We start from the raw sequence: 25,837 nt of genomic DNA, 5'->3' as shown, positions 1-25,837 counted from the left end.
ATACAAAGGAATGCCAATGTATGAATTTTATACATTTCATCTGCCGTGTTGGAACTTTCAACACGGTATTTTTATTGTCTATGGTAAGGACGTCATAAAATAGATATCCTATGAGTGTAGTAATTAATGATTACAATCATAGGAGGTAATTCGCATGGTGAATACAAATAAACAGGTATATTTTGTAGGAGGAGGTCTTGCATCTTTAGCAGGAGCTGCATACTTAATCCGTGACTGCAAGATGGAGGGAAAGAATATTCATATCATCGAGAGTATGCCAATCCTTGGTGGCTCTAATGATGGCATTGGCACACCAGAAGGGGGATTTGTCTGCCGTGGCGGACGTATGCTAAATGAGGAAACATATGAAAATTTTTGGGAACTTTTTTATTCCATACCATCTATTTATAATAAGGGTATGAGTGTATCAGAAGAGATTCTTAAATTTGACCATGAACATCCTACCCATGCCAATGCAAGGCTTGTAAATAAAGATGGATATGTTGAAGACGTGACCAGTATGGGATTTGATACTGCTGATAGAATGGCAATGGGAAAACTTCTTATCACCCCGGAACAAAAATTAGATCATTTAAAAATTTCTGACTGGTTTGGCCCACATTTTTTTACCACGAATTTCTGGTATATGTGGCAGACAACTTTTGCTTTCCAGACATGGTCATCCCTTTTTGAATTTCGTAGATATATGTTCCGGATGATGTTTGAATTTTCACGTATCCAAACATTAGAAGGAGTAACAAGAACTCCATATAATCAATATGATTCAATCATCCTTCCGTTAAGAGCATATCTGGATTCTGCCGGAGTTGATTTCACTATCAGATGTACGGTTACAGACCTGGATTTTGAAGAAATAGATGAAATTACTGTAACAGGCATTCAATATAAGGATGAGAAAGGTGAAGGAACAATACAACTTTATGATGGTGATCTTTGTATTGTTACAAATGGCTGCATGACTGACTCTGCAACAATTGGGGCTATGGATACGCCACCTGAATGGAATCCGGAAGCTCCTGTATCAGGTGTATTATGGAGTAATATCGCTAAGAAAAAGAAAGGTCTTGGAAATCCAGAACCATTCTTTGGTAAGCCGGATGAAACAAACTGGGAGTCATTTACGGTCACACTCAATGGAGACAGACTGCTGAAAAAGATCGAGTCATTCTCACGTAATGTACCCGGCAGTGGAGCACTTATGACCTTTAAAGATTCTTCCTGGAGAATGTCTATTGTAGTGGCTGCTCAGCCACATTTTATAAATCAACCAAAGGACCAGACAATCTTCTGGGGATATGGACTTTATACGGATAAAATTGGTGATTATATTAAGAAACCAATGGGCGAGTGCACCGGCAGGGAGTTACTATTAGAATTGCTTTATCATTTACATATGCTTGATGATAAAGACGAAATAATGAAAGATGTGGTAAATGTAATACCATGTATGATGCCTTATATTGATGCCCAGTTCCAGCCAAGAGCCATGGAAGACAGACCAAAGGTGGTGCCGGAAGGATCTACCAACTTCGCAATGATCAGCCAGTTTGTGGAGATTCCTGAGGATATGGTATTTACCGAAGAATTCTCTGTAAGAGCTGCAAGAATTGCTGTATATACACTTATGGGTATCAATAGACCTGTTTGCCCTGTGACACCTCATGCTAAGGATATAGGGACCTTAATAAAAGCATTCGTGACCAGTTATAGATAAAATAATTGTTGGGGCTGTGACATTTTCAGCCTTATAGCTATCAGAAAATCTATGTTCTCTCTTCAAACAGTGGATTGTAGGGAGAGCATAGATTTTTTGTATTATTCATAATAGTTTTAGGATAGTCCAATTGAGTCGTATAATTCATAAATAGAAAAGTTAAATATATCTTGTGTTAACCGATAATATAAAGTATAATATGACCATAAAGTCATGTGACCAGATAGTCATGTATGCAAAATGTGGAGGTATTATTATGAAAGTAACTTTTCTAACATTAGGAACCCGTGGTGATGTGCAGCCGTATGTTGCACTTGGAAAAGAGTTAGTTAAAAATGGTCATGAAGCAGTGATCTGCACGGGAGAAACATTTCGAAATTTTGTTGAGGAAAATCAAATAACTTTTTATCCGGCAACTGCAGATTTGATGGCAATTATTAAAACACCGGAGGGGCAGGCTATCTTTAATGGTGGTGGTAATCCGATTAAAACAATGAAATATCTTAAGGATGTAATTACACCTAAATATAAAAAAACACAATATGATTTTTTGAATGCCACAGAAGGTGCAGATATTATCATCTATCATCCAAAGGCATTAGCAGCGGTAGATATTGGAGAATTTCGTAATATTCCATGTGTGTGTATGCCGCCAGTTCCTATGGTTGTTCCGATAGATGAATTTCCTAACCTGGCATTTTCCCCGAAGGGTAATTTTGGACCGTTTATAAATCGACTTACGTATAAGATTACTTCATTAGGGTTAGCTTCCTATTTAAAAATGATAAATATATTTCGTGCAGAAGAGCTGCATTTACCAAAGAGAAAAAATAGTGAGAATTATTTAGACATTAAAGGGCATCCCATACCGGTCATTTATCCAATCAGTAAAGAACTCTTTAAAGATGTAGCCAGTTGGAATGGTAAGGTTGAATTGCCAGGTTTTTTCTATCTTGAGAATGAAGAAGAAATTTTAGAGGATGGTATAAGAGATTTTATTCAGTCCGGGTCAAAGCCTTATGTGATATCTTTTAGCAGTATGCCTCTTAAGAACCCAGTAAAATTTATGAAAATGATTGAAGAAACCCTTGAGTCGTTAGAGGAAAGAGCGATAGTAATTACAGGAGCCAGCGGAATGGAATCTAGTAAATCCAAGCGTATTCTTTCAGTTCCTCAGGTTCCTCATAGACTGATTTTTAAAGAATCCAAGGGAATTATTCATCATGGTGGAGTGGGAACAGTTGCCGAAGCATTACTTAGTGGGAAACCACAATTTATTATCCCGTTTAATGTAGACCAGCCTTTCTGGGCTGAGAGGTTATATCGAATGGGATATGCTCTGAAACCGGCAAAAGAGAAAGAAATTACTGTAGAATTATTAAAAGAAAGACTCAAAGAGATGGAAGATTCCAGAATGATTCAAAGAATGGAAGTATTACAGAACATTTTAAAAGAGGAAAATGGAACTCAAAAAGCGGTCAGATTCCTGGAAGAGTTCGTTAATAGAAAGTAATTTGACAATGTACAGCAAACTACACAAAAACACCGCCTGGTCTCGCTAAGGCGGTGCTTTGTTAAATAACTTCTTTTATGTGTAATATCTTAAATCCATCCACCATCTAATTTAATGACTTGACCAGTAAGATAGCCATTTTTATAAGCCAGATGGTAGACAAAATCTGCAACTTCTTCCGCTTTGCCAAGTCTGTTAGAAGGGATTTCATTGATCAGATTTAATAATTCATCATCTTCCAGAAACTGATTCATCTCAGTATCAATGGCTCCACAGGCAACGGCATTTACCTGAATGTTGCTTGGTGCCAGTTCCTTGGCTAATGCCATTGTAAGTGAATTGATAGCACCCTTTGTTGCTGAATATGCCACTTCACAGGAAGCTCCAACATTTCCCCAGACGGATGAAATATTAATTATTTTCCCACTCTTGTTGGAAACCATATCTGGAATGGCCAGAGTACAGCAATTAAATACGGAAGTTAAATTTGTAGCCACAATCCGGTTCCAATCTTCAATTTTCATATCTGAGAACAGACCTATATATGAAATTCCCGCATTGTTCACCAGGACATCAAGGTCACCATATAATTTCTTTATTTGTCCGAACAAATCTTTAGCAGTCTCGTAATTCCCAACATCTCCAACAAACGCCAGACAGGAGACATTATATGATTCGATTTCTTTTTTTGTTTGTTCCAACAGGTCTGCATTTTTAATACAGTTGATCACAACATTATAACCTTTTTTTGCAAATTTAATGGCAATTGCTTTGCCGATTCCTCTGGAAGAGCCAGTAATGAGAACCGTCTTTCTGTTCATAGTAATCCTCCTTTTATAATAATTATATATAGTATACCATATCCACTAAATTCGAAAACACCTCATTAAGTGGATAGGTACATATTCTCACTAAGCTCGAAAACACCTCGCTAAGTGTTCATATTATACCATGATTTGGGGAGAATATGAATAACCAGGTATGTCTTATTTTGTCCATGAAAGCCAATGCCTTACATGGTAAGAATTGCTTGATACTTGCTGGTCTTTCTGATATACTACCTATTAGAATGGAGGAAACAGGTGATATGAAGAAGAAAAACAGTCCATTAAAGATGTTTATGAAAGGATTCTTTAAATCCTTTTTTATTATTGCATTATTATTCCTTGTAGGATATGGAAGTTATAAACTTACAATGTTTTATTATAAACTTGAGGGACCACCACAGAATTCAAAAACGAATAAATTAATCAGAGATATTGTATCAGATGCTACAGTAGATGAAATCTCTAAGAATCTAATATTTTCCAGTGATAAGGTTTCTGGTGAAGTGAAAGGACTTGTACTGGAGATTGTTAATACCAATACGAATAACGTGGATTATATAACGATACCGGAGAATACACAGATTACTTTAAATAATGATATGTATCAAAGACTATGTGTAATAAATCCTGAGATTCCTCAGATCATAAAATTTTCAGATCTATATAAATATTTTGAAGAAGACTATGTTTATGAGTATGGAGTTCTGATATTAGAGGATTACCTTGATATAGATATCAGCTATTATACGGGGATGGAGGAAAGCTATTTCAATACCATTTTTGAAAACAATGAAGATAGGTTAGTACTTACCCAGGAATGGAAAAACACTTTTTTCTCAGCAAAATCTGAAGATGATATGAAGGATATCATAAAAGGAATGTATGATAAAATTTCTTCCAATCTCAGTATGAAAAAGAAAGAAGAGTATATTCCAACTTACATAAATGTTGAACCTGAATTTATCTATTTCTATCATATTAATGGAGAGCAGAAAATAGAAGGTTATATGATAGATGCAGAATCTTCGAATGCCATGATCAATGAGATCATCAACAACGATGCTGCTTATACGGTGAAGCAGGAAGAGAGTTCAGATCAACCAGGGCAGATCATCAGTTCAAAAGATTACAATATTAAGATATCTAATGGCAGCAAGATTACAGGATTGGCAGCCCATTATAAAGAAAAGCTTACTTTAGAAGGATATCAAATTACGGGAATTTATAATTATAGCGGGGAAACTGTAAATACAACTAAGATAATAGTGAATTCAGATGGTTTAGGACAGGACTTAGCGGCATATTTTGATGATCCAATGATAACTGTGGAAGAGTTAGATGAAGGGATAGATATTCACATTATTCTTGGAACGAAGGATGATGCGAAGTAGAGAGATTCCAATTGACAAGGTAACTAATTCGTTACAGTTGAGCCATAAGCTCGATTTCGCTTTGCTACATCTCGCTTAGGCAGAGCGCCATATAGAAAGTAGTGCACAAACCGCCCTTAGTGTGCAAGCACCCACGTGCAATTTGTATACTACTTTCTGTATGGCTGAACTGTAACACATATTCTGAATTAAAAAGGTGAATTTATGGGAACACAAATTAATATTATGGGCCTGGAAGTAGATATTATAGGTACGGATACCCTGGTAGCAAAAGTAAAAGGATACCTTGAGAGTGATGTACTTAATATTATTCTATTTGCCACGACTAATTTAATTGATCATACAATTGAAGATGAAGAGCTAAAGAATCTTGTCCTGGAGGCAGATTACATCTTGCCGGGAGAGGAAACTTTGCTCAGCCTTCATCATGTAGATACATTGAAAATAGCGTCTATGGTAGTGGATTATGAAAGTCTCGCATATGCGTTTCAGAATATCGATTTAAAAAGTACGACCATGTATCTGATCGCTGTTAATGAGAAAGAAGCAACAGCATATACAAACTTTATCAGGGATAACTATCCGGATATACAAGTTCTTGGTGCTTTTTATGATGATTTATTACAGAATCAGGAACTGGTGATTAATGAAATTAACAGTATAACTCCTGATATGTTATTATTTGTGATCGATACGCCTCTCCAGGAACGTTTCATCATGGAAAATAAGTCAAAACTAAATGCCAAGCTTTGTATTGGACTTGGACGTATCAATGTGGAAGCATCCATGAAACAAAAACAGGCAAAAAAAGTATTTAAAAACAAAACCCTGGAATATCTTTATTACTTTTTCATTGAGAACAAAGGAATAAAGAAAATTTTGGATGCCAGAATATTTAAAAGAAAAGTAGAGAACTATAAAAATAAAAAAGGTGGGAAAACACATGGAGATAATGAGTAAAAGATCCAAATTAGAAGAAATTGTATTGATTATTATCGGGGTGTTCTTACTGGCAGCTTCTGTTAACATGGTCTATGAACCTATTGGAATGGTAACAGGAGGAGTTTCGGGACTTGCAATTGTAATAAAACATTATACAAAGAACATAATATCTGGAGGTATTCCAGTTTGGGTTTCAAATACAGTTATCAATATTCCATTGTTTATTGTAGCCTGGTTTGTATTAGGTAAAAAATATATTGGAAAAACATTATTTGCCACTGTATGTTTCTCAGTGGCATTATCTATTGTACCAAGAGTAAATTTAGAACATCAGGATCTTCTATTGGCAGCAGTTTATGGAGGCGTTTTAGGAGGAATAGGATTAGGTCTTGTATTTGCAACCTATGCGACTACCGGTGGGACAGATCTGCTTAGTGCAATTGTGAATCACTATATAAAACATCACAGCGTTGGCAAGATGCTTATGGTAATTGATGGTACCATAGTTGCTTTGGGTGCTGTTGTATTTGGATTACAAAAGGCAGCATATGCGGTAATCGCAGTTTATATCACTACAAAAGTTATGGATAGTATATTAGAGGGCTTTAAATTTGCTAAATTGGCATATATCATATCGGAAAAGAACGAAGAGATTGCCCAGGAAATATTAACGGATATGGATAGGGGAGTCACCGGCATCTCAACCATGGGTATGTATATGAGAAAAGAAAGAAAAATGCTTTTTTGTGTAGTTTCACAAAAAGAAATTATTCAAATTAAGGACATAGTAGCCAAAAAAGACCCCAAAGCTTTTGTAATTGTTAGTGATGTAAGAGAGGTCATGGGAGAGGGTTTTATTGAATATAGACAGTAAAAAACTCGAAAACAGGTTGATTTATCGTGAAAAAGACTTGAAAAATATGGTTATATACAAAATATACAAATCCCTAAAAATTAATTTGTTGAATAGAGATATGGTTTTAAATAATCATCTGGTGTATTATTTAGAATATAAAAATAGTACAAGATGCTATTAAAAATCGACATTTTTATCTAGGGAGGAAATAAAATGGCAAGTTTATCACTAAGAAATATTAACAAAACTTATCCTAACGGATTTGTTGCAGTAAAAGACTTTAATCTTGAAATCGCGGACAAAGAATTCGTTATCTTTGTAGGCCCTTCAGGATGTGGTAAATCTACAACACTTCGTATGATCGCTGGTCTTGAGGAAATCACTGGCGGTGAATTATATATAGGCGATAAATTAGTGAACGATGTAGAACCAAAAGACAGAGATATCGCAATGGTATTCCAAAACTATGCATTATATCCACATATGTCAGTATATGATAACATGGCTTTCGGTCTTAAATTAAGAAAGACTCCAAAAGCTGAAATTGATAGATTAGTACATGAAGCAGCTAAGATCCTTGATATTGAACATTTATTAGACCGTAAACCAAAAGCTTTATCCGGTGGTCAGAGACAACGTGTTGCCATGGGTCGTGCTATCGTTCGTGATCCTAAAGTATTCCTTATGGATGAACCTTTATCAAACCTTGATGCCAAATTAAGAGGTCAGATGCGTATTGAGATCACTAAATTACATCAAAGACTTGAAACAACCATTATCTATGTAACACATGACCAAACAGAAGCTATGACTCTTGGTACCAGAATCGTTGTTATGAAAGATGGTATCATTCAACAAGTGGATACTCCACAAAATCTATACCAAAATCCAAAGAATCTATTTGTTGCTGGATTCATTGGATCACCACAAATGAACTTCCTTGATGCACAAGTTGTAAAAGAAGGTTCTGATGTTAAATTAACATTTGGTTCTCACTCAATTAAAGTAGCGGATGCAAAAGCTAAGAAATTAATTGATGGCGGATATGAGAATAAGACTATTGTATTAGGAATTCGTCCTGAAGATATTCATGATGAAGAGATATTCTTAGAGTCTTCAAAAGATAGTATCGTTGAAGCACAAATTAAAGTATATGAAATGTTAGGTTCAGAAGTATTATTATACTTCTCAATTGATCAGTTTGATGTTACTGCCCGTGTTAATCCACGTACAACTGCAAGAACAGGTGACAAAGTCAAATTTGCATTTGATTTAACTAAGATTCACTTATTTGATAAAGAAAGTGAATTAGTGATCTGCAACTAAGCTATAATAATTTGGGAATGCGCTTATGCGTGTTCCCTTTTTTATTCCAGTTCAGCCATGCAGAAAGCAGTGTGCAAATTGCACATGAGTGCTTGCACACTAAGGGCGGTTTGTACACTGCTTTCTATATGGCGCTCTGCCTAAGCGAGATGTAGCAGAGCGAAATCGAGCTTAGGGCTGAACTGGGGCTGAACTATAACCGAACTATAACCGAACTGTAACTTTTTTATAAATGAGCTACATACAATTAGTTTACTTTTGGCGAAAATAATGATAGAATTAGAATATGTGTAAAAATATATGTTCAGAATGGATATTAACTTATAAAAAAGATAAATAGAGGGAGTGACAACTTATGATTTCAAATCAAATATTGCAAAATACGATTGAAGGGTTAAAAGCAATAACAAGAATTGATTTATGTGTTATGGACACAGAAGGTAAAGCATTAGCAACTACCATATCAGATGCAGACGAATACGAAAGTGCCGTATTGGTATTTGTTGATTCACCGGCAGATAGCCAGGTATTGCAAGGTTATCAATTTTTTAAGGTTTTTGATGAGCATCAGTTAGAGTATATCATACTTGCAAAAGGTGATAGTGAAGATGTATATATGGTTGGTAAGATTGCTTCTTTCCAGATTCAAAATCTTCTGGTAGCTTATAAAGAAAGATATGACAAAGATAACTTTATTAAGAATTTATTATTAGACAACTTACTGTTAGTTGATATTTATAACCGTGCTAAAAAACTGCATATCGATACAGATGTAAGGCGTGTAGTATTTATTATTGAGACAAAGAACGAAAAAGATGTGAATGCACTTGAAACTGTAAGAGGTCTTTTCTCTGCTAAGACAAAAGATTTCATCACTGCCGTAGATGAGAAGAATATTATTCTTGTAAAAGAATTAAAGCAGACAGAAACTTATGAAGACATGACGAAAACAGCTAAAGTTATTGTTGATATGTTGAATACAGAAGCAATGACTCAGGTCCATGTTGCATTTGGTACTATTGTAAATGAAATAAGAGATGTATCCAGATCATACAAAGAAGCTAAGATGGCTTTAGATGTTGGAAAGATTTTCTATAGCGGACGTAATGTAATCGCTTACAGTAATCTGGGAATCGGCCGCTTGATCTATCAACTTCCAATGCCACTTTGTAAAATGTTTATCAAGGAAATTTTCGAAGGAAAATCTCCGGATGATTTTGATGAAGAAACTTTAACAACTATTAATAAGTTCTTTGAAAACAATCTTAATGTTTCTGAAACATCAAGACAGTTATACATTCATAGAAATACGTTAGTATATCGCCTTGATAAACTTCAAAAGAGTACAAATCTTGACTTAAGGGTATTTGAAGATGCCATTACATTTAAAATAGCATTGATGGTCGTAAAATATATGAAATATATGGAAAACTTGGAATATTAACTGATTCCTTGTATTTTGAGGATACTTGAGCTGCTTAAGTATCCTTTTCATACTTAAACGAAAAGGGAATTGGGAAACGCCTAAATATGTCTCAGAGCATGGGAACATCAATAACATAGAAAAGAGTTTCGAAATCTTAAACAAAAGAATGAAGGGAAAAGATAGATGGCATATTCATATAATATACGCAATGAATTTATAGATGACGAGCCTCCGATTATAGTACTTGAGAATGTTTCTAAATCATATCAGAAAGGTACTGAGGCTGTTAAGAATATCAGCTTAAAAATAAGGAAAGGCGAATTTGTTTTTATCGTTGGAAATAGCGGCTCAGGAAAGTCTACACTTATTAAGCTTATGCTGAAAGAAGTTGAGCCATCAAGCGGTAAGATTTATGTAAATGGGAAAGATCTGGGCAGGCTTCGCAGGGGACAGGTGCCAAAGCTGCGTAGAAATATAGGGGTAGTATTCCAGGACTTTCGATTATTAAAAGATCGAAATGTTTATGAAAATGTTGCATTTGCCCAAAGAGTGATAGAAAAGCCTTTAAAAAGTATAAGAGAAAATGTACCTGCTATGTTATCTATAGTGGGATTATCGGATAAATTAAATTCCCTTCCAAGAGAACTTTCTGGTGGGGAGCAACAAAGAGTAGCTCTTGCAAGAGCTCTTGTGAACAATCCTGTTTTACTGTTAGCAGATGAGCCAACAGGAAATTTAGACCCTAAGAACTCTTGGGAAATCATGGCTTTATTAGAGGAAGTAAACAAAAGAGGTACTACTGTGCTGGTGGTAACCCATAACAGGGAGATTGTTGATGCAATGCAAAAGAGAGTAATAACTATGAATAAGGGAATCTTAGTTAGCGATGAACAAAAGGGTGGGTATCTGTATGAAAATTAGAACATTAACCTACGCCATAAAACAAGGACTTAAGAATATAAAGCGCAATCGTATGTTTTCCCTTGCATCGGTTGGAACAATCATGGCTTGTTTATTCTTATTTGGTATTTTTTATTTTATTATTGTGAACTTTCAACATATGATTAAGACTGCTGAAACCTCAGTAGGTGTTACTGTATTTTTTGATGAAGGAATAAGCCAGGAACAGATTACCTTGATTGGTGATAAGATTAAAGAACGGACGGAAGTAAGTAAGATTAATTTTATTTCTGCAGAAGAAGCCTGGGAGAATTTTAAGGATGAGTATTTTAAAGGAGAAGAAGATTTAACAGATACCTTTGCCGATGATAATCCTTTGGCAGATTCGGCATCTTATGAGATATATCTGAATGATGTGTCCATGCAGCCTTCTCTTGTAAAATATGTGAATGCAATTGATGGAGTACGGCAGGTAAATAGTTCAGATACAACAGCTACAAGCTTATCGAATATAAATATATTAGTAGGATATATTTCTGTTGCAATAATTATTATATTGATTGCAGTATCCGTATTTTTAATAAGCACAACAGTTACTATGGGTATTTCCGTAAGAAAAGACGAGATATCGATCATGAAATTAATCGGAGCAACAGATTTCTTTATACGTTCTCCATTTATTGTAGAAGGTATCATTATTGGATTAATTGGTGCGACATTGCCGTTGATCGGTTTATATTTTATATATAATAAAGCGATATCATATATTTCAGAGAAGTTTAATGTATTATCGGGGATATTAAGTTTTCTTGATGTAAACAATGTATTTTCAACATTGATTCCAATTTCAATGTTAATTGGTGTGGGGATAGGTTTCTTCGGAAGCTTCTTAACAGTGAGAAAGCACCTTAGGGTGTAGGAGGATGACGAATGAAGAATAGGTTCAAACAAATTGCAGTTATGGGTTTGGTGGCTTTATTGATCGGTAGTATTTCAATTCCTGCCATGGCTACAAGTATTCAGGATGCCAAGGACAAAAAGTCAAGTCTGGAGAAAGCGAAAAAGAAAATAGAACAGACCATTAAAGACCTTGAGAAAGAAAAAGGGGATATTACTGCTTATATTTCCAAACTTGATAAGGAATTAGATACAATCAATAATAAGATTGATAAGCTGGAAAAAGATATCAGCCTGGTAAAGACGGATCTAAAAAAGACGAAAGCTGAATTAAAAGAGGCCAAGGAAACAGAAGAAAATCAGTATATTACCATGAAGAAACGTATAAAATATATGTATGAGAATGGAAGTTCTGATTATATTGAGGTACTTCTCAGCTCAAATGATATGTCTGATTTATTAAACCGTACAGAATACATTACCAAGATATCAGAATACGATGGAGAAATGTTAGACCGATATCAGGAAACAAAGAAAAAAGTAGAGAAAAAAGAGGCAGAATTAAAATCAAGTCTTGAAGCACTGAATAACTTGAATGAAGAAGTTGAGTTAGAGAAGGATGCCGTAACAAAACTCATTAATGAAAAGAATAAAGAATTAAGTTCTTATGAAGCTAAGATTGATGAATCTTCTGAAAAAGCCGATGAATTTGCAGAAAAGATTAAAATACAAGAGGACGTTATTGACGAAATGATAGAGGCTCAGTTAAGGGCCGCAGAGGAAGCAGCCAGAAAAGCGGAAGAAGAGAGGAAAAAGAATGAAGCTGCAAATGGTGGAAGTGCAGGCAGTGGTAATGTATCTTCAAGTGGATTTATGTGGCCATCCGATTCCAGTACGAGAATAACCTCCACCTTTGGTTATCGAAAGAGTCCTACCGCCGGTGCAAGTTCTTATCATCAGGGAATTGATATTGGTGCGGCAGCAGGTTCCAATGTTCTTGCATCTGCCGATGGAACGGTAACTGTTGCAACATACCAATGGGCAGCAGGAAACTATATTATGATATCTCATCCGAATGGCATATCTACTGTATATATGCACAATTCTAAATTATTAGTAAGTGTGGGCCAGACGGTGAAAAAAGGTGATGTTATTGCGAAAGTAGGATCTACTGGTGTATCAACAGGACCTCATATTCATTTTGGAGTAAGAGTGAATGGTGCGTATGTAAATCCATTGAATTACGTAAGTCCATAAAGTGGAAGCTTTACAGATGGCAGCCATTAGATAAGAATATGACAAAAAGGAAGAGGGAGTAAGTAATGAAGAATAAGTTTTGGACTGGACTCCTAGTTGGTATGTTAGGAACACTGTTAGTTGGAACAGTTGCTTTTAGTACCTACTTTATAAAAAGTGGAGCTATTTACAATCAGCAAAGTGAAGAAATTCAGACAGATGAAAAACTAACAGAATCAGTAGAAGTAAAGAAGAAAATAGATACAATACAAGGTTTGATAGACCAATATTATATAGATAAAGTGAAAGAAGATACACTTGCAGATGGGTTATATCAAGGATTAATGTACAGTCTGGGTGATCCATATGCAGCATACTATACCAAAGAAGATTTTGCCAGTCTGATAGAGGCTACCAACGGTGTTTACTGCGGAATCGGAGCAACTGTAAGCCAGGATGCAAAGACAGGAATCATTACCATTGTAAAACCTTTTGTAGGAGCACCGGCTTATAAAGCGGGTATCCTTCCAGGAGATGTTATCTATAAAGTAGATGGTAACGAAGTTACAGGAGTTGATCTCACAGAGGTGGTCAGCAAAATGAAAGGGAAAGAAGGAACTGACGTAGTGATTACAATAGTCAGGGAGGGAGAATTAGACCCAATGGATTTTACAGTAAAGCGTAAGCAAGTAGAGGTTCCTACCATTGAATCTGAAATGCTTTCTGGAAAGATTGGATATATTTCTGTTTCTGAATTTGATGAAATCACTTCTGCCCAATTTATTAATGCAGTAGATACTCTGGAAAAACAAGGTGAAAAAGGACTTATCATTGACTTAAGAAATAATGGCGGAGGATTGTATGATACTGCTGTTGCCATGCTTGAGCGAATGCTGCCAAAGGGACTTCTGGTTTATCAGGAAGATAAGAATGGGAACAAACAGGAAGACTACGCTAAAAAAGAGGATGAGTTTAATAAACCTTTAGTGATTCTGGTAAATGAGAATACCGCAAGTGCTTCAGAAATTTTTGCCGGTGCCATACAGGATTATGAAAAAGGTACAATTGTTGGAACGAAAACATTTGGAAAGGGTATTGTTCAATCGGTGATTCCATTATATGATGACAGTGCAGTGAAATTAACAGTAGCTAAGTACTTCACTCCAAAGGGAAGAAATATCCACGGAATTGGTATCGAACCGGATGTAAGTGTTGAATTAGATGAAAAGCTCAGACAAAAACCATTGATTAAAAAGGAAGAAGATAATCAGCTTCAAAAAGCAATCCAGGTTATCAAACAGATGGATAAATAAGTATTATAGTAATTAACATGAGATTAATGGATAATAAAAATAGAGGATATTCGTCAGGAAAGTTATCTTTGGCGAATGTCCTCTATTTTCTATTTGTTTCGTAATAAATAATCTTTTGGTGAATAGCCATACATTTTTAAAGAAAAGCTTATATTATCTGATGCGGTAACCTATGTAGTGAGGAAAAAGTAACAAATATCTTATACAACTTTCTAAAATATCCGGTGAAAAATACTGTAGATTGCCCATCTACCCGGAGCATGAGAAGATGGTCAAAAGCGAGATTGCAGATATTAAGAACCAGGGTGAGAGTTTCTGTGGTACAATAATAGTAGGATTATTTATTAGAGAATTTATGGAAGAAAGATCATGGCTCCATTTATTATATCTGTAGCAATAATAATCAATCATAAAGGTCAAGGAGTGTATCTGACATGAAAAATTATATTTTAGAAGGATGTGTTGATTCTGTAGAGTCAGCTATCATTGCCACGAAAGGTGGTGCAAATCGTCTGGAGTTATGCAGTAATCTTATCATCGGAGGAACTACACCGGGCAAGGGACTTTTTTTAGAGGTACGTAAGAATTGTAATATAAAGACCCATGTGCTGATACGCCCCAGGTTCGGTGATTTCTGTTATACAGAACATGAATTTAATATTATAAAAGAAGAAATCAACATGTTTCGTGAATTAGGTGCTAATGGAGTAGTAATCGGAATTTTAAAACCAGATGGAACGTTAGATATAGAACGTATGAAAGAACTGATAGAGCTGACTCAGGGTATGTCTGTTACCCTTCACAGAGCTTTTGATGTATGCAAGGATCCTATTCAGGTATTAGAACAAGCCAAAGATTTGGGAATTCATACAATTCTTACTTCAGGGCAGAAAAATCATTGCATAGAAGGGAAAGAACTAATTGGCGAGTTAGTAAAAAAAGCAGCAGGAGAGATTGATATCTTAATAGCTGGTGGCGTGTGTGACAAAGTAATTGAAGAGATGTATCCTGCAACCAAAGCTACCTCCTTTCATATGTCAGGTAAAGTAGTCAGGGACAGTGCAATGTTATATCGTAAAGAAGGGGTAAATATGGGACTTCCATCCCAAAGTGAATTCGAGATATGGCAGACAGATGAAGAAAATATACGGGCAGCGAAAGAAACCCTGGAGCATATAATAAAAACAGAATGAGGAAATGAGATATATTTTCAAAAGAATGGGAACAACAGATAGAGTTTCAATTTGAACAGAAACTGTTACTGCTGGAGGAGTGAGGGGCCGTAAAGCCCCTTTAATTTATAGTTCAATTCCATCCCTTGCTAAAATTCCATTATCATATGGATGTTTTATTTTTTTGATTTCAGATACGTAATCAGCAAGTTCTATCAACTCATCCGGTGCATATCTTCCAGTCATGACAACTTCTAATCCTTCCGGTTTTGTTTGAAGAAAATGCAGAAAAGAATTCTGGTCAATTAATCTAAATTTGTAAGCTAATATTACTTCATCTAAGACAAGTAACTGACAATCGGTTGTTTTAGCTCCTTCAATTACTTTTTCTAAAAGGTCAGTATACATTTCCTTTGCTTTTACTTTCTGATCCTCTGTCATTTGAGAATAAAAGCCATAGTTATTTACGCAGGGAATAAATGATATGTTATCAATTTCCTTAATTATCTTTAGTTCACTGGATTGATTATCTTTAAGAAACTGGGTATATATAACCTTTTTGCCATTTCCCGCACACCGGATACTTAGTCCAATTGCAGATGTGGATTTTCCTTTTCCATCTCCTGTATAAACATGAATTAATCCTTTCATTTTCCTTCCTCCATAATTTCATATATTCTTTTCATATCTAAATGTTTTCTTAATGTATCAGCAAGGAGGTCATATTGTTTTTCTTTATATTCTGTATAATCCATGGTTTTTACTTCATCGATCTGTATCCCTTTCCTGTGTGCCAGGGAGTCTATCAGTGCGCTCACTACTTCACTTTTGTCAAAAATACCATGGATATAGGTACCGTATACATTATTTGAAAATGCACCATCATCTTTTTCTAATGTATTCAGAGGATCATTTAAATTTGTTACATTTCCTATAGGATCTAAATTGGTATCTAATTTTGTAATGCCCATATGAATTTCATAACCTTCTATTTCGATACCACTTAATTCTTTTAATGGACCGTCAATGTGATTAAAATAGCCTTTTACCCTTGTCCGTACTTTTTGATTTTCAAAGGTAGTTTCCATTGGAAGAATATCCATTCCGGTAATTATGCCTCCACTTTCAACATTCCCAGGGTCATGGATTTTTCGCCCTAACATCTGAAATCCTCCACAGATCCCAAAGATTACAATTCCTTTATGATTAGCTTTTTGAATCGCTGACTCCAATCCATTCTGTCGTAACCATAACATATCATTCATAGTATTTTTGGTCCCCGGTAAAATAATCATATCAGGATTCCTTAATTCAGAAACAGAATGTACATAACGAAGAGATACCTGATTTGTGCATTCTAAAATATTAAAATCTGTAAAGTTGGAGATATGAGGGAAACGGATAACAGCAATATCTATGGGCTCAATCTCTTTCTTACGGACAAAGCGCTCAGAAAGACTATCTTCATCCTCGATGTCTATATTCATATAAGGAGTTACGCCAATGACCGGTATATGAGTGCGTTCTTCCAACATGGTAATACCGGAATCCAATAAGGATTTATCTCCCCGGAACTTATTAATAATGAGCCCTTTTACCATATTTTTTTCTTCTTCTTCAAGAAGTGTAATAGTTCCCACTAACTGGGCGAACACGCCACCCCGGTCAATGTCTCCAACAATCAAAACAGGGGATTTAGCCAGTTTAGCCATTCCCATGTTAACAATATCTTCTGACTTGAGATTGATTTCTGCCGGACTGCCGGCACCTTCAATAACAATGATATCGAATTCTTCTTCTAACTTTTCATAAGCCTTTTTAATATGTGGGATTAAATTCTTTTTACAGCTAAAATATTCTCTTGCGCTCATATTTCCTAACACTTCGCCATTTACAATCACTTGTGATCCAACATCCGTGGTGGGTTTTAATAAAATAGGATTCATAAGAACAGAAGGTTTGATTCCGGCTGCTTCCGCCTGCATTACCTGTGCCCGCCCCATTTCAAGGCCATCTTCCGTAATGAAGGAGTTTAATGCCATGTTCTGTGATTTAAAGGGGGCAGTCTTATAGCCATCCTGTTTAAAGATCCTGCATAGTCCGGCTACAAGCAGGCTTTTTCCCGCATTGGACATAGTACCTTGTATCATGATCGATTGTGCCATCTATATCACCTCCTGCAATATATGTACCAGTTTCTCATTGGAAATATGGTCTTTTACGGCAATTCGATAGTAACCTTGTTCCAGTCCCTCATAATTACTACAATCACGGATCAGGATTCCTTTGTTCAGGCATTCTTCATATAATCCTTTGTCGCCCTGAAAGAAGATATAATTTCCTTTTGAATCATATAATTTTAAATTCATCTTTGAGAGTTCACTCATTAAATATTTTCTCTCTTGCAAAATTAGCTCTATGGATTTATTTACATATTCCTCTTCCTCCAAAGCGGCGATTCCAGCCAGTTGAGCAGGGACAGATACATTCCAGGGCTGAGTGACCTCTTTCATCTTCATAAGCATTTCTGTATTACTGCTGATCATATATCCGAGCCTTAATCCGGGGATAGCATATAATTTAGTGAATGCTTTTAGAATGAATAGAGTTTTCACTGTTGTACATTTCTCTATGAAAGAATCTTGTTCTTCCTTATTTACAAAATCCATGAAACATTCATCTATTACCAGATAAATATTATAATCAACACATTTTTGAAGGATCTGATCTAATAGTCCGTTCGGGATAAGGTGTCCGGTAGGATTATTGGGATTGCATAAAAAGATAATATCAAGGTCGTTTGTAATTGCAGGAATAAAGTCATCAGTCAGTATAAAGTCATTTTCCTCTTTCATAGAATAATATGTGATATCGCAATCTATGGTATGCAATGCCTGCTCATATTCATGAAAGGTGGGAATGGGAAATAAAGCTTTCTTTGGCTTATAAGCCAGAACAAAAGAGAAGATAAGCTCAGCTGCACCATTTCCACATAGAATATATTCTTTTGGTAGTTGGTGCATTTTTGATAATCTTTCCCGCAATTTATTACACCAAGGATCAGGATAGTAAGAGACGGATCTGATTCCTTCACAGGCTGCAGTAATTACACCATCCGGAGGACCAAGTGGATTAATATTGGATGAAAAGTCTATCATATTTTTGTGTGTATAAATGTCACCACCATGTTGATACATATTCAATTCCTTTCTAAAAATGTGGATAATATGATCATTATCTTTATACCAGTGAAAATAAGAAAGCCTGCAATGGCAGTAATGTATAATAAATGATTTGCTTTTTTGATATCTTCACATTGAATTTCCCGATTATTGTCTCCGATTGTTTGCTTGGGATGGAGCTTACCAAAATAGTAAGCATCTCCTCCCAGAGTGATATCCAGGGCACCTGCCATCACTGCTTCTGTGTGGGCTGAGTTTGGACTGGAATGATGAAAACGGTCTCTCAGGTAAATTTTTATTGCGTTTTTTAGATTCAGATTCATGATCTTAGTACTGATAATCATAAGGAAGGCAGAAATTCTGGCAGGTATGAAATTTAAAATATCGTCCAATTTGGCAGCAGCTCTGCCAAAGTATAGATATTTATCGTTTTTATAGCCCACCATGGAATCCATTGTATTCACAGATTTATAAAAGAAGCCAAGTACAGGACCGCCAATCACCATATAGAACAAAGGAGCGATACTTCCGTCAGAGGTATTTTCAGCAATTGTTTCAACCGTTGCTCTTATGATACCCTGAGCAGATAAGGCTTCTGTATCTCTTCCTACAATCCTGGATACTGCATATCTTGCGCCATTTAAATCTTTTTTGCTCAGAGCCTGATATACTTTCATAGATTCGACTTTCAAGGATTTGGTGGCAATTAACTGATAACACATAATACTCTGTACCAGAATTCCTATATATAAATTCCACTGAAATATCAGGGTTAGAATGAGGAATGGAAGCATGGTGGAAATACCGGTCACTATGATGACTAAGAAGATACCGGCAATCAGCTCACCATATTTGGTTTTGGGAAAGATATTTCTAAGTATGCTCTCAGTAGTATTTATTATTTTACCTATCAAACGGATTGGATGCCAGAATCCTTCCGGATCTCCAAAGATAAAATCCAATCCGAAACCAATTGCTACAGAGATGATTGAATGCCACATATATGTAGTAACCTCCCTTTCTCATATTCCATACAAAATCCTGACCCATTGTCCACCTGCCAATGATAATAATCCTGGTGTGGGTAAGAATACTTATCTAATATACTCATAATCGTTCCACCATGTACTATCAGAGCAATGGATTTGTATTTGTTTTCAAGACTGTTTTTTATTATATCCTCAAAAGCAGAGATGCATCGCATTTTAAATTCCATAGGACTTTCTCCACCGGGAAAGGGAAGGAGCCCCTGACTGTCAATCCAGTTTTGATAGTCAGGATTTTTTGATAGCTCTATATAATTCTTATTCTCAAATGTTCCAAAATCACATTCATGTAAGTCCTGATATATCATTGGAACAAGATGTGGATAAATAATTCTTGCAGTTTCCAGGCATCTGGTTAATGGACTTGAATAGAGTGCATCAACCTCAGGGTATCTGTATTCAGGAAGAGTAGATATTCCTTCTTTTGAAAGTGATTCATCAGTAATGCCAATATATCTTTTATGGAAGTTTCCTTCGGTAGGAAAATGACGTATCATCACTAGTTTAATCATGCTTTATCACCATTCCAATTCCACAGGTGACCCGGTGAACTTCCTTTGCTATTTTTGCTATTTCACAACAGACCCTGCCTGTAACTTCCCGGTATTCCCGATCATAGGGATCCATAGGTACGATACCGCAGCCAAGTTCATCTACAATAATAATCAAATCTGGATTTTCAGTCTGAATCAGATCCATCAATTCGTAGATATCTCTATCCCCACGAAACATCCGATCGATCCATAAATGAAAATGATTGACTAAAGGCCTATTTAATAAGTCCTCCATAGTGCAATTTTCTCCATCCATAATATCTTCTTTCAGGATACCAGTTAGATTTAAAGTATATTCCAGCTTTCCCTGAAAAGCTCCGCCAGTAATTAATACCATAATTTATCCCCCACTATTACTGCAAATGCCATGATTAACTCACAAATCTGTAAAAAATATCCTGCGATGTCTCCAGTAATCCCGCCAAATTTTTTAACTGACATGAAGCGGTAATACAAAAACACGATGATTGCACTTAAGGATGTAAGCAATCCAAGCTTCCAGTGAATCAATATCATTAAGATTATCGTTAAAAGTATATATAGTATCATAGTGATACGGGTTGTCTGTTTCTTAGACTCGTTAGAAAACATAGTTGCAAGTCCACCGTCTTTGGCCAGAGGAAAGGTTACTACGGACAAACCGCTTAATGATCTTGACAGGACAAAGCTAAGTGCTAAAATAGGAACTCCGTTCAGGGTAACCTCATACCATATCCCGAAAGCCAAAAAGAAATAGGAGACACATCCAATAACAGCAAAAGCACCGGTATGTGGATCTTTCAGGATTGCCAATTTTTCTTCTTTGGTCCGATATGAGCTTAATGCATCCATGGTGTCCAGGAAACCATCCATATGAATTCCACCAGTAATGATAAGTGGAATGATTATAAGCAGAATAGTAAGAAGAACATGGCTGACAGTAAGAACTTGAGAAACTATGAACATCAGATAGATACAACCTCCAATTACCAGTCCGATCAATGGGAAAAAGCACATGACATACCTCATATTCTCTTTGGACCACTCTGCTTTCGGCATGGGGATCTTTGAATACATGGAGAATGCAATTATAAAATTATTCAATATTGTTTTCATAGGAATCTCCTTGTTTAAATATATAGTCTACCAGAGTGTCAAAGCTATTTTATAACAACAGGTATTCCATGAATCACCTCAATCACCTGATCTGCAATGGAGGCCATCCATTGATTTATATGTCCTAACAATTTAATATACTCTAACGTTTCATTACTATAATTACAGCCATCTTCAAATACATTATTCGTTACAATGATCAGATGATTTGCTTGTTTTGAAAGATTCATGATTCCTTTTTGTATGGCTGCAAATACATTATCTTTTGCACCGGAACTTGAAAACATCTCGTTAGCAGCCAAATTAGACATACATTCTAAAAGTACAGTATTACCAGCAGAGAGAAGCAGTTTATCCAGTCCGGTAAAACATTCTATGGTCTTGAAATTCTTGCTGCTACGCATAGCCTGGTGTTTTTTTATTCTTAATTTGCTTTCTTCGCCAAAGGGTTCCATGGTAGCAATATAGATAAGGTTATCCTGCCCTAGTTGTACTGCCAGGTTTTCTGCATATTCAGATTTACCACTGCTGCTTCCGCCAATCACAACTGTTACCATATAAACTCCAATCATAATTCTAAAGGTTGATAAGCATCTATATTAATCTGTTCAAATGTACTCATTTTTTCATATACTGCTAATCCCATATCCAGGAGTGGAAAAAGAGCAACTGCACCGGTGCCTTCTCCTAAACTCATATTGCAGGTAAGATAAGGAGCAACCCCAATAGAATCAAGCAATATTTTGCCGCCATATTCATTGGAGACATGGGATGGAAGAATATAATTCACAATCTTAGGTTCTAAACGGATTGCCATTAATGCAGCTGCGGAGGAGATAAACCCATCCATAACAACAGGAATCCTGGCTGCCGCACCGCCTATATATAAACCAACTAAACCGGCAATATCAAAACCCCCCACCTTCGACAGGACATCCAGTGGATCATTCTTATCAGGTTTATGTTTTTCAAGGGATTTTTTTATTACGCTGATTTTGTGCTCCAATCCCAAAGCAGATAAGCCTGCTCCTTTGCCGGTTACGAATTCTACCGGCATATCTAAGAGAACCGCAGATATTGCGCTACTGGTGGTTGTATTTCCTATTCCCATTTCACCGGTGGCTATAATTGAATAACCTTTCTCTTTTAACTCCAATACAGTATTAATACCAACTTCAATGGCCTGTATGGCTTGCTCCATGGTCATAGCCGGTTCCTGTAACATATTTTTCGTTCCATAGGCAATTTTTTTCTTTGGAACTTTAGTATCTATATTCATGCCGATATCTATGGGAAATACATCAGTGCCGCTTTGTTCTGCCATAATGCACGCACTGGTATTACCGGTAAGAAAGTTTTCAGAAACGATAGCAGTTACTTCACCTCCTACCTGAGTAACACCTTCTGTGACCACACCATTATCTGCGCACATAATTACTAAAGCTTTTTTATCTATAGTAACTTGATGAGTTTTTTGAATTCCGGCGATCTGAATGATTCCGTCCTCTAATTTTCCAAGGCTGTGAAGTGGTTTGGCAATGGAATCCCAGCGGTTTCTACACTGGCTCATAGCCAACGGATCCGGCAATTCTATTAAATCTAAGGCTTCTGTTAATCGCATACTTGCCTCCGTATCTATTTTTAATTTTAACATTGAAGAACAAAAAGTCTTCCATTATCCAGGTATCCGGATTTTGGGTTGTTTTAGAATTGTTAACTGCTTCTGAGGATTGGCAGATTTTGAATTGTTTGCTGTATGATTACAGGCAATCAGACCTAGTGCCGGAGTGATGGCACGTAGTACTAGAAAAATTTTATTCCTATATTTCATTGTTATCTCCTTCCGCCTTACTTCCCTCCGAAGTAGAATCAAAAAAATACATATGGCAGGTTTCCTGACTTATGGTCAATTTACTCACTGCAGCCTTCTCAGACAGATCATTTGATTCAACGAAAACTATGATTTCCGACAGATGGTTGAACCTCATGAAAAATCCAATGGCTATATGTGCAGCTTTCATCCCAAATACAGTAGCGGGGGCTGTTGCGGATTTTAACCGCATTCCCTTTTAACAAAATGAAGCACCATATGGATGTAACTTATAGGTTATTATATAGTCACTTTAATAATAATGCAACAGAACAAACATTCGAAAAATGATTGCGTTAAATTATCTTCTATGTTATAATGTGAACACTTAGCGAGGTATATGGTATAATCAATAACGATTAAGATTTATAGATTGAAGCCATATATGAATCGGGTTTTAATTTATATAAGACTTAATCAGAGAATAGATAACTGTTTAAGATATGTTAATTATAGAGAATAATAAATAAGACGTTTAAGGACAGTACCTGTAAGGATAAATAGATACATTTATAAAGACGGATAGAAATGAGGGATAATATGAGTGATTTTAAATTAGTTTCAGAATACGCGCCTACCGGTGATCAGCCAGAAGCCATCAAAGCTTTAGTAGAAGGTTTTAAAAGTGGAAACCAGTTTGAGACGTTACTTGGAGTAACCGGTTCGGGCAAGACCTTTACCATGGCAAATGTCATACAACAGCTTAACCGACCGACTTTAATCATCGCTCATAATAAGACCCTGGCTGCCCAGCTTTATGGAGAGTTTAAAGAGTTCTTTCCGGAGAATGCAGTTGAGTATTTTGTAAGTTATTATGATTATTATCAGCCGGAAGCCTATGTTCCGTCTACAGATTCTTATATTGAAAAAGATTCTTCGATTAATGATGAGATTGATAAACTGAGACATTCAGCGACAGCTGCATTATCTGAGAGAAGAGACGTGGTCATTGTAGCCAGTGTATCCTGTATTTATGGGTTAGGTGATCCAATTGACTATCAGGAAATGGTAATCTCCCTCAGACCTGGAATGATAAAAGACCGTGACAGTGTACTAAGGAAACTGGTGGATATTCAATATACGAGAAATGATATGGATTTTAAACGTGGCAGTTTCCGGGTAAGAGGAGATGTAGTTGAGATATTCCCTGCAACTTCTGATGAGTCTGCAGTAAGAGTAGAATTCTTTGGAGATGAGATCGATCGAATTACAGAGATAGATGTATTAACCGGTGAAATCAGATGTACATTAGAACATATCGCTATCTTTCCGGCTTCCCACTATGTAGTTTCACCGGATAAGATGGAGCGGGCAATTCAGACTATCGAAGAAGAATTGGAAGAACGGGTGAAATATTTTAAAAGTGAAGATAAACTGTTAGAAGCTCAAAGAATTTCAGAGCGGACGAATTTTGATATAGAGATGCTCCGTGAGACTGGTTTTTGTTCCGGAATCGAGAATTATTCCAGACATTTATCAGGGCTGGAACCTGGAAGCACACCGAATACTTTAATTGATTATTTTCCGGATGATTTCCTGATTATCGTAGATGAATCCCATATTACCATACCACAGGTCAGAGGAATGCATGCAGGGGATCAGGCAAGAAAGAGTACCCTTGTAGATTATGGTTTCCGTCTGCCTTCGGCAAAAGATAACCGACCTCTTAATTTTAATGAATTTGAAAATAAGATCAATCAGATGATGTTCGTATCTGCAACACCATCGGTATATGAGAATGAACATGAATTAATGAGGGTGGAGCAGATCATTCGTCCAACGGGGTTACTTGATCCGGAGGTAATTGTAAAACCAGTGGAAGGACAGATCGATGACCTGATATCAGAAGTGAATAAAGAGATTGCAGGTAAGAATAAAGTTCTGGTGACCACTCTGACAAAACGAATGGCAGAAGATTTAACAGATTATATGAGAGAAGTGGGAATCAGGGTAAAATATCTCCACTCAGACATTGATACCCTGGAACGTTCTGAGATCATAAGGGATATGAGATTAGATGTATTCGATGTACTGGTCGGCATCAATCTTCTTAGAGAGGGACTTGATATCCCGGAGATTACTTTAGTAGCCATCCTGGATGCAGATAAAGAAGGCTTCCTCCGTTCTGAAACATCCTTGATCCAGACGATCGGCCGTGCGGCACGTAATGCTGACGGACGGGTTATCATGTATGCAGATAAAATGACGGATTCCATGAACAAGGCAATTTCAGAGACGAACCGAAGACGTGGAATTCAGGATCAGTATAATAAGGAACATGGTATTACTCCAACGACTATTAAGAAAGCAGTCAGAGATCTGATTAGTATCTCTAAGAAAGCTTCAGCAGAAACTTATAAGTTTGATAAAGATCCAGAATCTATGAATAAGAAAGAATTAGAAGCAGTGATTAAGAAATTATCCAAGGAGATGCATACTGCAGCAGCAGAACTTAATTTTGAATTGGCAGCAGATCTTAGAGATAAGTTAGTTGAGTTAAAGAAGCAGCTAAATGATATAGAGTAATTGCTGTCTGACTGGCAAATAAAGATATAC

Annotated in this window: 24 protein-coding genes, 1 pseudogene and 1 riboswitch; of the genes and pseudogenes, 14 read left to right on the top strand and 11 right to left on the bottom strand. The window is 36.2% G+C overall.

Annotated elements, in window-relative coordinates; genetic code table 11:
- Positions 1 to 178: 178 nt before the first annotated feature.
- Together EDD66_RS01335 and EDD66_RS01330 are read left to right on the top strand one after the other, a co-directional pair.
- Positions 179 to 1,735, top strand: a pseudogene (locus EDD66_RS01335) (oleate hydratase); the annotation flags it as partial.
- Between the two features lie 256 nt (positions 1,736 to 1,991).
- A complete protein-coding gene (locus EDD66_RS01330) occupies positions 1,992 to 3,248 on the top strand; it encodes a glycosyltransferase (protein WP_123607743.1) in 1,257 nt (418 codons plus the stop codon).
- An 89-nt stretch (positions 3,249 to 3,337) separates the two neighbouring features.
- Here EDD66_RS01330 and ymfI read toward each other — a convergent pair whose 3' ends face one another.
- On the bottom strand, positions 3,338 to 4,069 hold the full coding sequence (ymfI, locus tag EDD66_RS01325) for an elongation factor P 5-aminopentanone reductase (protein ID WP_123607742.1): 732 nt from the start codon (positions 4,067 to 4,069) through the stop codon (positions 3,338 to 3,340).
- Positions 4,070 to 4,215: 146 nt separating this feature from the next.
- Here ymfI and EDD66_RS01320 point away from each other — a divergent pair, with 146 nt between their 5' ends.
- The 11 genes from EDD66_RS01320 to EDD66_RS01270 all read left to right on the top strand — a co-directional run bounded on the left by EDD66_RS01320 (position 4,216) and on the right by EDD66_RS01270 (position 15,555).
- On the top strand, positions 4,216 to 5,466 hold the full coding sequence (locus EDD66_RS01320) for a LytR C-terminal domain-containing protein (protein WP_123607741.1): 1,251 nt from the start codon (positions 4,216 to 4,218) through the stop codon (positions 5,464 to 5,466).
- A gap of 204 nt (positions 5,467 to 5,670) precedes the next feature.
- Positions 5,671 to 6,426 carry a WecB/TagA/CpsF family glycosyltransferase gene (locus EDD66_RS01315; RefSeq protein WP_123607740.1) on the top strand — a complete coding sequence of 252 codons (756 nt, stop codon included), beginning with the start codon at positions 5,671 to 5,673 and terminating at the stop codon, positions 6,424 to 6,426.
- Positions 6,410 to 7,282: a YitT family protein gene (locus tag EDD66_RS01310; RefSeq protein WP_123607739.1), complete on the top strand. Its 873-nt coding sequence runs from the start codon at positions 6,410 to 6,412 to the stop codon at positions 7,280 to 7,282. The genes EDD66_RS01315 and EDD66_RS01310 overlap by 17 nt, the downstream gene beginning before the upstream one ends.
- 195 nt (positions 7,283 to 7,477) lie before the next feature.
- Positions 7,478 to 8,590 carry an ABC transporter ATP-binding protein gene (locus EDD66_RS01305; RefSeq protein WP_123607738.1) on the top strand — a complete coding sequence of 371 codons (1,113 nt, stop codon included), beginning with the start codon at positions 7,478 to 7,480 and terminating at the stop codon, positions 8,588 to 8,590.
- 355 nt (positions 8,591 to 8,945) lie between these two features.
- Positions 8,946 to 10,034, top strand: a complete 1,089-nt coding sequence (locus tag EDD66_RS01300) for a PucR family transcriptional regulator (RefSeq protein WP_123607737.1) — start codon at positions 8,946 to 8,948, stop codon at positions 10,032 to 10,034.
- A 216-nt stretch (positions 10,035 to 10,250) separates the two neighbouring features.
- The gene (gene ftsE / locus EDD66_RS01295; protein WP_123608051.1) at positions 10,251 to 10,937 is read left to right on the top strand and encodes a cell division ATP-binding protein FtsE; all 687 of its coding nucleotides are present in this window, start codon (positions 10,251 to 10,253) and stop codon (positions 10,935 to 10,937) included.
- On the top strand, positions 10,927 to 11,835 hold the full coding sequence (gene ftsX / locus EDD66_RS01290) for a permease-like cell division protein FtsX (RefSeq protein ID WP_123607736.1): 909 nt from the start codon (positions 10,927 to 10,929) through the stop codon (positions 11,833 to 11,835). The genes ftsE and ftsX overlap by 11 nt, the downstream gene beginning before the upstream one ends.
- 11 nt (positions 11,836 to 11,846) lie before the next feature.
- On the top strand, positions 11,847 to 13,070 hold the full coding sequence (locus EDD66_RS18785) for a murein hydrolase activator EnvC family protein (RefSeq protein WP_123607735.1): 1,224 nt from the start codon (positions 11,847 to 11,849) through the stop codon (positions 13,068 to 13,070).
- Between the two features lie 65 nt (positions 13,071 to 13,135).
- The gene (locus EDD66_RS01280; RefSeq protein WP_123607734.1) at positions 13,136 to 14,362 is read left to right on the top strand and encodes a S41 family peptidase; all 1,227 of its coding nucleotides are present in this window, start codon (positions 13,136 to 13,138) and stop codon (positions 14,360 to 14,362) included.
- A gap of 202 nt (positions 14,363 to 14,564) precedes the next feature.
- Positions 14,565 to 14,756: a hypothetical protein gene (locus EDD66_RS01275; protein ID WP_123607733.1), complete on the top strand. Its 192-nt coding sequence runs from the start codon at positions 14,565 to 14,567 to the stop codon at positions 14,754 to 14,756.
- A 40-nt stretch (positions 14,757 to 14,796) separates the two neighbouring features.
- Positions 14,797 to 15,555: a copper homeostasis protein CutC gene (locus EDD66_RS01270; RefSeq protein WP_123607732.1), complete on the top strand. Its 759-nt coding sequence runs from the start codon at positions 14,797 to 14,799 to the stop codon at positions 15,553 to 15,555.
- Positions 15,556 to 15,660: 105 nt separating this feature from the next.
- Here EDD66_RS01270 and EDD66_RS01265 read toward each other — a convergent pair whose 3' ends face one another.
- From EDD66_RS01265 to EDD66_RS18335, 10 genes are read right to left on the bottom strand one after another with little or no spacing between them, the layout of a single operon-like run.
- Positions 15,661 to 16,185 carry a cob(I)yrinic acid a,c-diamide adenosyltransferase gene (locus EDD66_RS01265; RefSeq protein ID WP_123607731.1) on the bottom strand — a complete coding sequence of 175 codons (525 nt, stop codon included), beginning with the start codon at positions 16,183 to 16,185 and terminating at the stop codon, positions 15,661 to 15,663.
- Positions 16,182 to 17,699: a cobyric acid synthase gene (locus EDD66_RS01260; protein ID WP_123607730.1), complete on the bottom strand. Its 1,518-nt coding sequence runs from the start codon at positions 17,697 to 17,699 to the stop codon at positions 16,182 to 16,184. Before EDD66_RS01260 ends, EDD66_RS01265 begins: the two co-directional genes overlap by 4 nt.
- Positions 17,700 to 18,731, bottom strand: coding sequence for a pyridoxal phosphate-dependent aminotransferase (locus EDD66_RS01255; protein ID WP_123607729.1), 1,032 nt, complete (start codon positions 18,729 to 18,731; stop codon positions 17,700 to 17,702).
- A 2-nt stretch (positions 18,732 to 18,733) separates the two neighbouring features.
- A complete protein-coding gene (gene cbiB / locus EDD66_RS01250; protein ID WP_123607728.1) occupies positions 18,734 to 19,717 on the bottom strand; it encodes an adenosylcobinamide-phosphate synthase CbiB in 984 nt (327 codons plus the stop codon).
- Entirely contained in the window at positions 19,693 to 20,274 is a 582-nt protein-coding gene (locus EDD66_RS01245; RefSeq protein WP_123607727.1) for a histidine phosphatase family protein, read from the bottom strand. Before EDD66_RS01245 ends, cbiB begins: the two co-directional genes overlap by 25 nt.
- On the bottom strand, positions 20,267 to 20,653 hold the full coding sequence (locus EDD66_RS01240; protein WP_123607726.1) for a bifunctional adenosylcobinamide kinase/adenosylcobinamide-phosphate guanylyltransferase: 387 nt from the start codon (positions 20,651 to 20,653) through the stop codon (positions 20,267 to 20,269). Before EDD66_RS01240 ends, EDD66_RS01245 begins: the two co-directional genes overlap by 8 nt.
- The gene (locus tag EDD66_RS01235; RefSeq protein ID WP_207667735.1) at positions 20,644 to 21,411 is read right to left on the bottom strand and encodes an adenosylcobinamide-GDP ribazoletransferase; all 768 of its coding nucleotides are present in this window, start codon (positions 21,409 to 21,411) and stop codon (positions 20,644 to 20,646) included. Before EDD66_RS01235 ends, EDD66_RS01240 begins: the two co-directional genes overlap by 10 nt.
- Before the next feature lie 44 nt (positions 21,412 to 21,455).
- Positions 21,456 to 21,968 carry a bifunctional adenosylcobinamide kinase/adenosylcobinamide-phosphate guanylyltransferase gene (locus tag EDD66_RS01230; RefSeq protein ID WP_123607725.1) on the bottom strand — a complete coding sequence of 171 codons (513 nt, stop codon included), beginning with the start codon at positions 21,966 to 21,968 and terminating at the stop codon, positions 21,456 to 21,458.
- 11 nt (positions 21,969 to 21,979) lie between these two features.
- Positions 21,980 to 23,032 carry a nicotinate-nucleotide--dimethylbenzimidazole phosphoribosyltransferase gene (cobT, locus tag EDD66_RS01225; RefSeq protein ID WP_123607724.1) on the bottom strand — a complete coding sequence of 351 codons (1,053 nt, stop codon included), beginning with the start codon at positions 23,030 to 23,032 and terminating at the stop codon, positions 21,980 to 21,982.
- 54 nt (positions 23,033 to 23,086) lie between these two features.
- Complete coding sequence (locus EDD66_RS18335; protein WP_170164204.1) at positions 23,087 to 23,242, bottom strand: hypothetical protein; 156 nt, start codon at positions 23,240 to 23,242, stop codon at positions 23,087 to 23,089.
- Positions 23,243 to 23,279: 37 nt separating this feature from the next.
- A riboswitch (cobalamin riboswitch) is annotated at positions 23,280 to 23,516 on the bottom strand.
- Positions 23,517 to 23,821: 305 nt separating this feature from the next.
- Here EDD66_RS18335 and uvrB point away from each other — a divergent pair.
- On the top strand, positions 23,822 to 25,807 hold the full coding sequence (gene uvrB / locus EDD66_RS01220) for an excinuclease ABC subunit UvrB (RefSeq protein ID WP_123607723.1): 1,986 nt from the start codon (positions 23,822 to 23,824) through the stop codon (positions 25,805 to 25,807).
- Positions 25,808 to 25,837: the final 30 nt, after the last annotated feature.

The organism is Mobilisporobacter senegalensis (assembly GCF_003752155.1).
Taxonomy (GTDB): Bacteria; Bacillota; Clostridia; order Lachnospirales; family Lachnospiraceae; genus Mobilisporobacter; species Mobilisporobacter senegalensis.
This window is presented reverse-complemented; position numbering and strand designations above follow the sequence as displayed.

Excerpts from the sequence above, each read along its gene's own strand:
- EDD66_RS01230 (WP_123607725.1), bottom strand. The coding sequence starts at position 21,968 with ATGGTAACAGTTGTGATTGGCGGAAGCAGCAGTGGTAAATCTGAATAT.
- EDD66_RS01310 (WP_123607739.1), top strand. The coding sequence starts at position 6,410 with ATGGAGATAATGAGTAAAAGATCCAAATTAGAAGAAATTGTATTGATT.
- EDD66_RS01300 (WP_123607737.1), top strand. The coding sequence starts at position 8,946 with ATGATTTCAAATCAAATATTGCAAAATACGATTGAAGGGTTAAAAGCA.
- EDD66_RS01240 (WP_123607726.1), bottom strand. The coding sequence starts at position 20,653 with ATGGTATTAATTACTGGCGGAGCTTTTCAGGGAAAGCTGGAATATACT.
- cobT (WP_123607724.1), bottom strand. The coding sequence starts at position 23,032 with ATGCGATTAACAGAAGCCTTAGATTTAATAGAATTGCCGGATCCGTTG.
- EDD66_RS01315 (WP_123607740.1), top strand. The coding sequence starts at position 5,671 with ATGGGAACACAAATTAATATTATGGGCCTGGAAGTAGATATTATAGGT.
- EDD66_RS01260 (WP_123607730.1), bottom strand. The coding sequence starts at position 17,699 with ATGGCACAATCGATCATGATACAAGGTACTATGTCCAATGCGGGAAAA.
- EDD66_RS01235 (WP_207667735.1), bottom strand. The coding sequence starts at position 21,411 with ATGAAAACAATATTGAATAATTTTATAATTGCATTCTCCATGTATTCA.
- EDD66_RS01245 (WP_123607727.1), bottom strand. The coding sequence starts at position 20,274 with ATGATTAAACTAGTGATGATACGTCATTTTCCTACCGAAGGAAACTTC.
- EDD66_RS01265 (WP_123607731.1), bottom strand. The coding sequence starts at position 16,185 with ATGAAAGGATTAATTCATGTTTATACAGGAGATGGAAAAGGAAAATCC.
- ymfI (WP_123607742.1), bottom strand. The coding sequence starts at position 4,069 with ATGAACAGAAAGACGGTTCTCATTACTGGCTCTTCCAGAGGAATCGGC.
- EDD66_RS01255 (WP_123607729.1), bottom strand. The coding sequence starts at position 18,731 with ATGTATCAACATGGTGGTGACATTTATACACACAAAAATATGATAGAC.
- EDD66_RS01330 (WP_123607743.1), top strand. The coding sequence starts at position 1,992 with ATGAAAGTAACTTTTCTAACATTAGGAACCCGTGGTGATGTGCAGCCG.
- EDD66_RS18335 (WP_170164204.1), bottom strand. The coding sequence starts at position 23,242 with ATGAAATATAGGAATAAAATTTTTCTAGTACTACGTGCCATCACTCCG.
- ftsX (WP_123607736.1), top strand. The coding sequence starts at position 10,927 with ATGAAAATTAGAACATTAACCTACGCCATAAAACAAGGACTTAAGAAT.
- EDD66_RS01280 (WP_123607734.1), top strand. The coding sequence starts at position 13,136 with ATGAAGAATAAGTTTTGGACTGGACTCCTAGTTGGTATGTTAGGAACA.
- EDD66_RS18785 (WP_123607735.1), top strand. The coding sequence starts at position 11,847 with ATGAAGAATAGGTTCAAACAAATTGCAGTTATGGGTTTGGTGGCTTTA.
- EDD66_RS01320 (WP_123607741.1), top strand. The coding sequence starts at position 4,216 with ATGAATAACCAGGTATGTCTTATTTTGTCCATGAAAGCCAATGCCTTA.
- cbiB (WP_123607728.1), bottom strand. The coding sequence starts at position 19,717 with ATGTGGCATTCAATCATCTCTGTAGCAATTGGTTTCGGATTGGATTTT.
- uvrB (WP_123607723.1), top strand. The coding sequence starts at position 23,822 with ATGAGTGATTTTAAATTAGTTTCAGAATACGCGCCTACCGGTGATCAG.
- EDD66_RS01305 (WP_123607738.1), top strand. The coding sequence starts at position 7,478 with ATGGCAAGTTTATCACTAAGAAATATTAACAAAACTTATCCTAACGGA.
- EDD66_RS01270 (WP_123607732.1), top strand. The coding sequence starts at position 14,797 with ATGAAAAATTATATTTTAGAAGGATGTGTTGATTCTGTAGAGTCAGCT.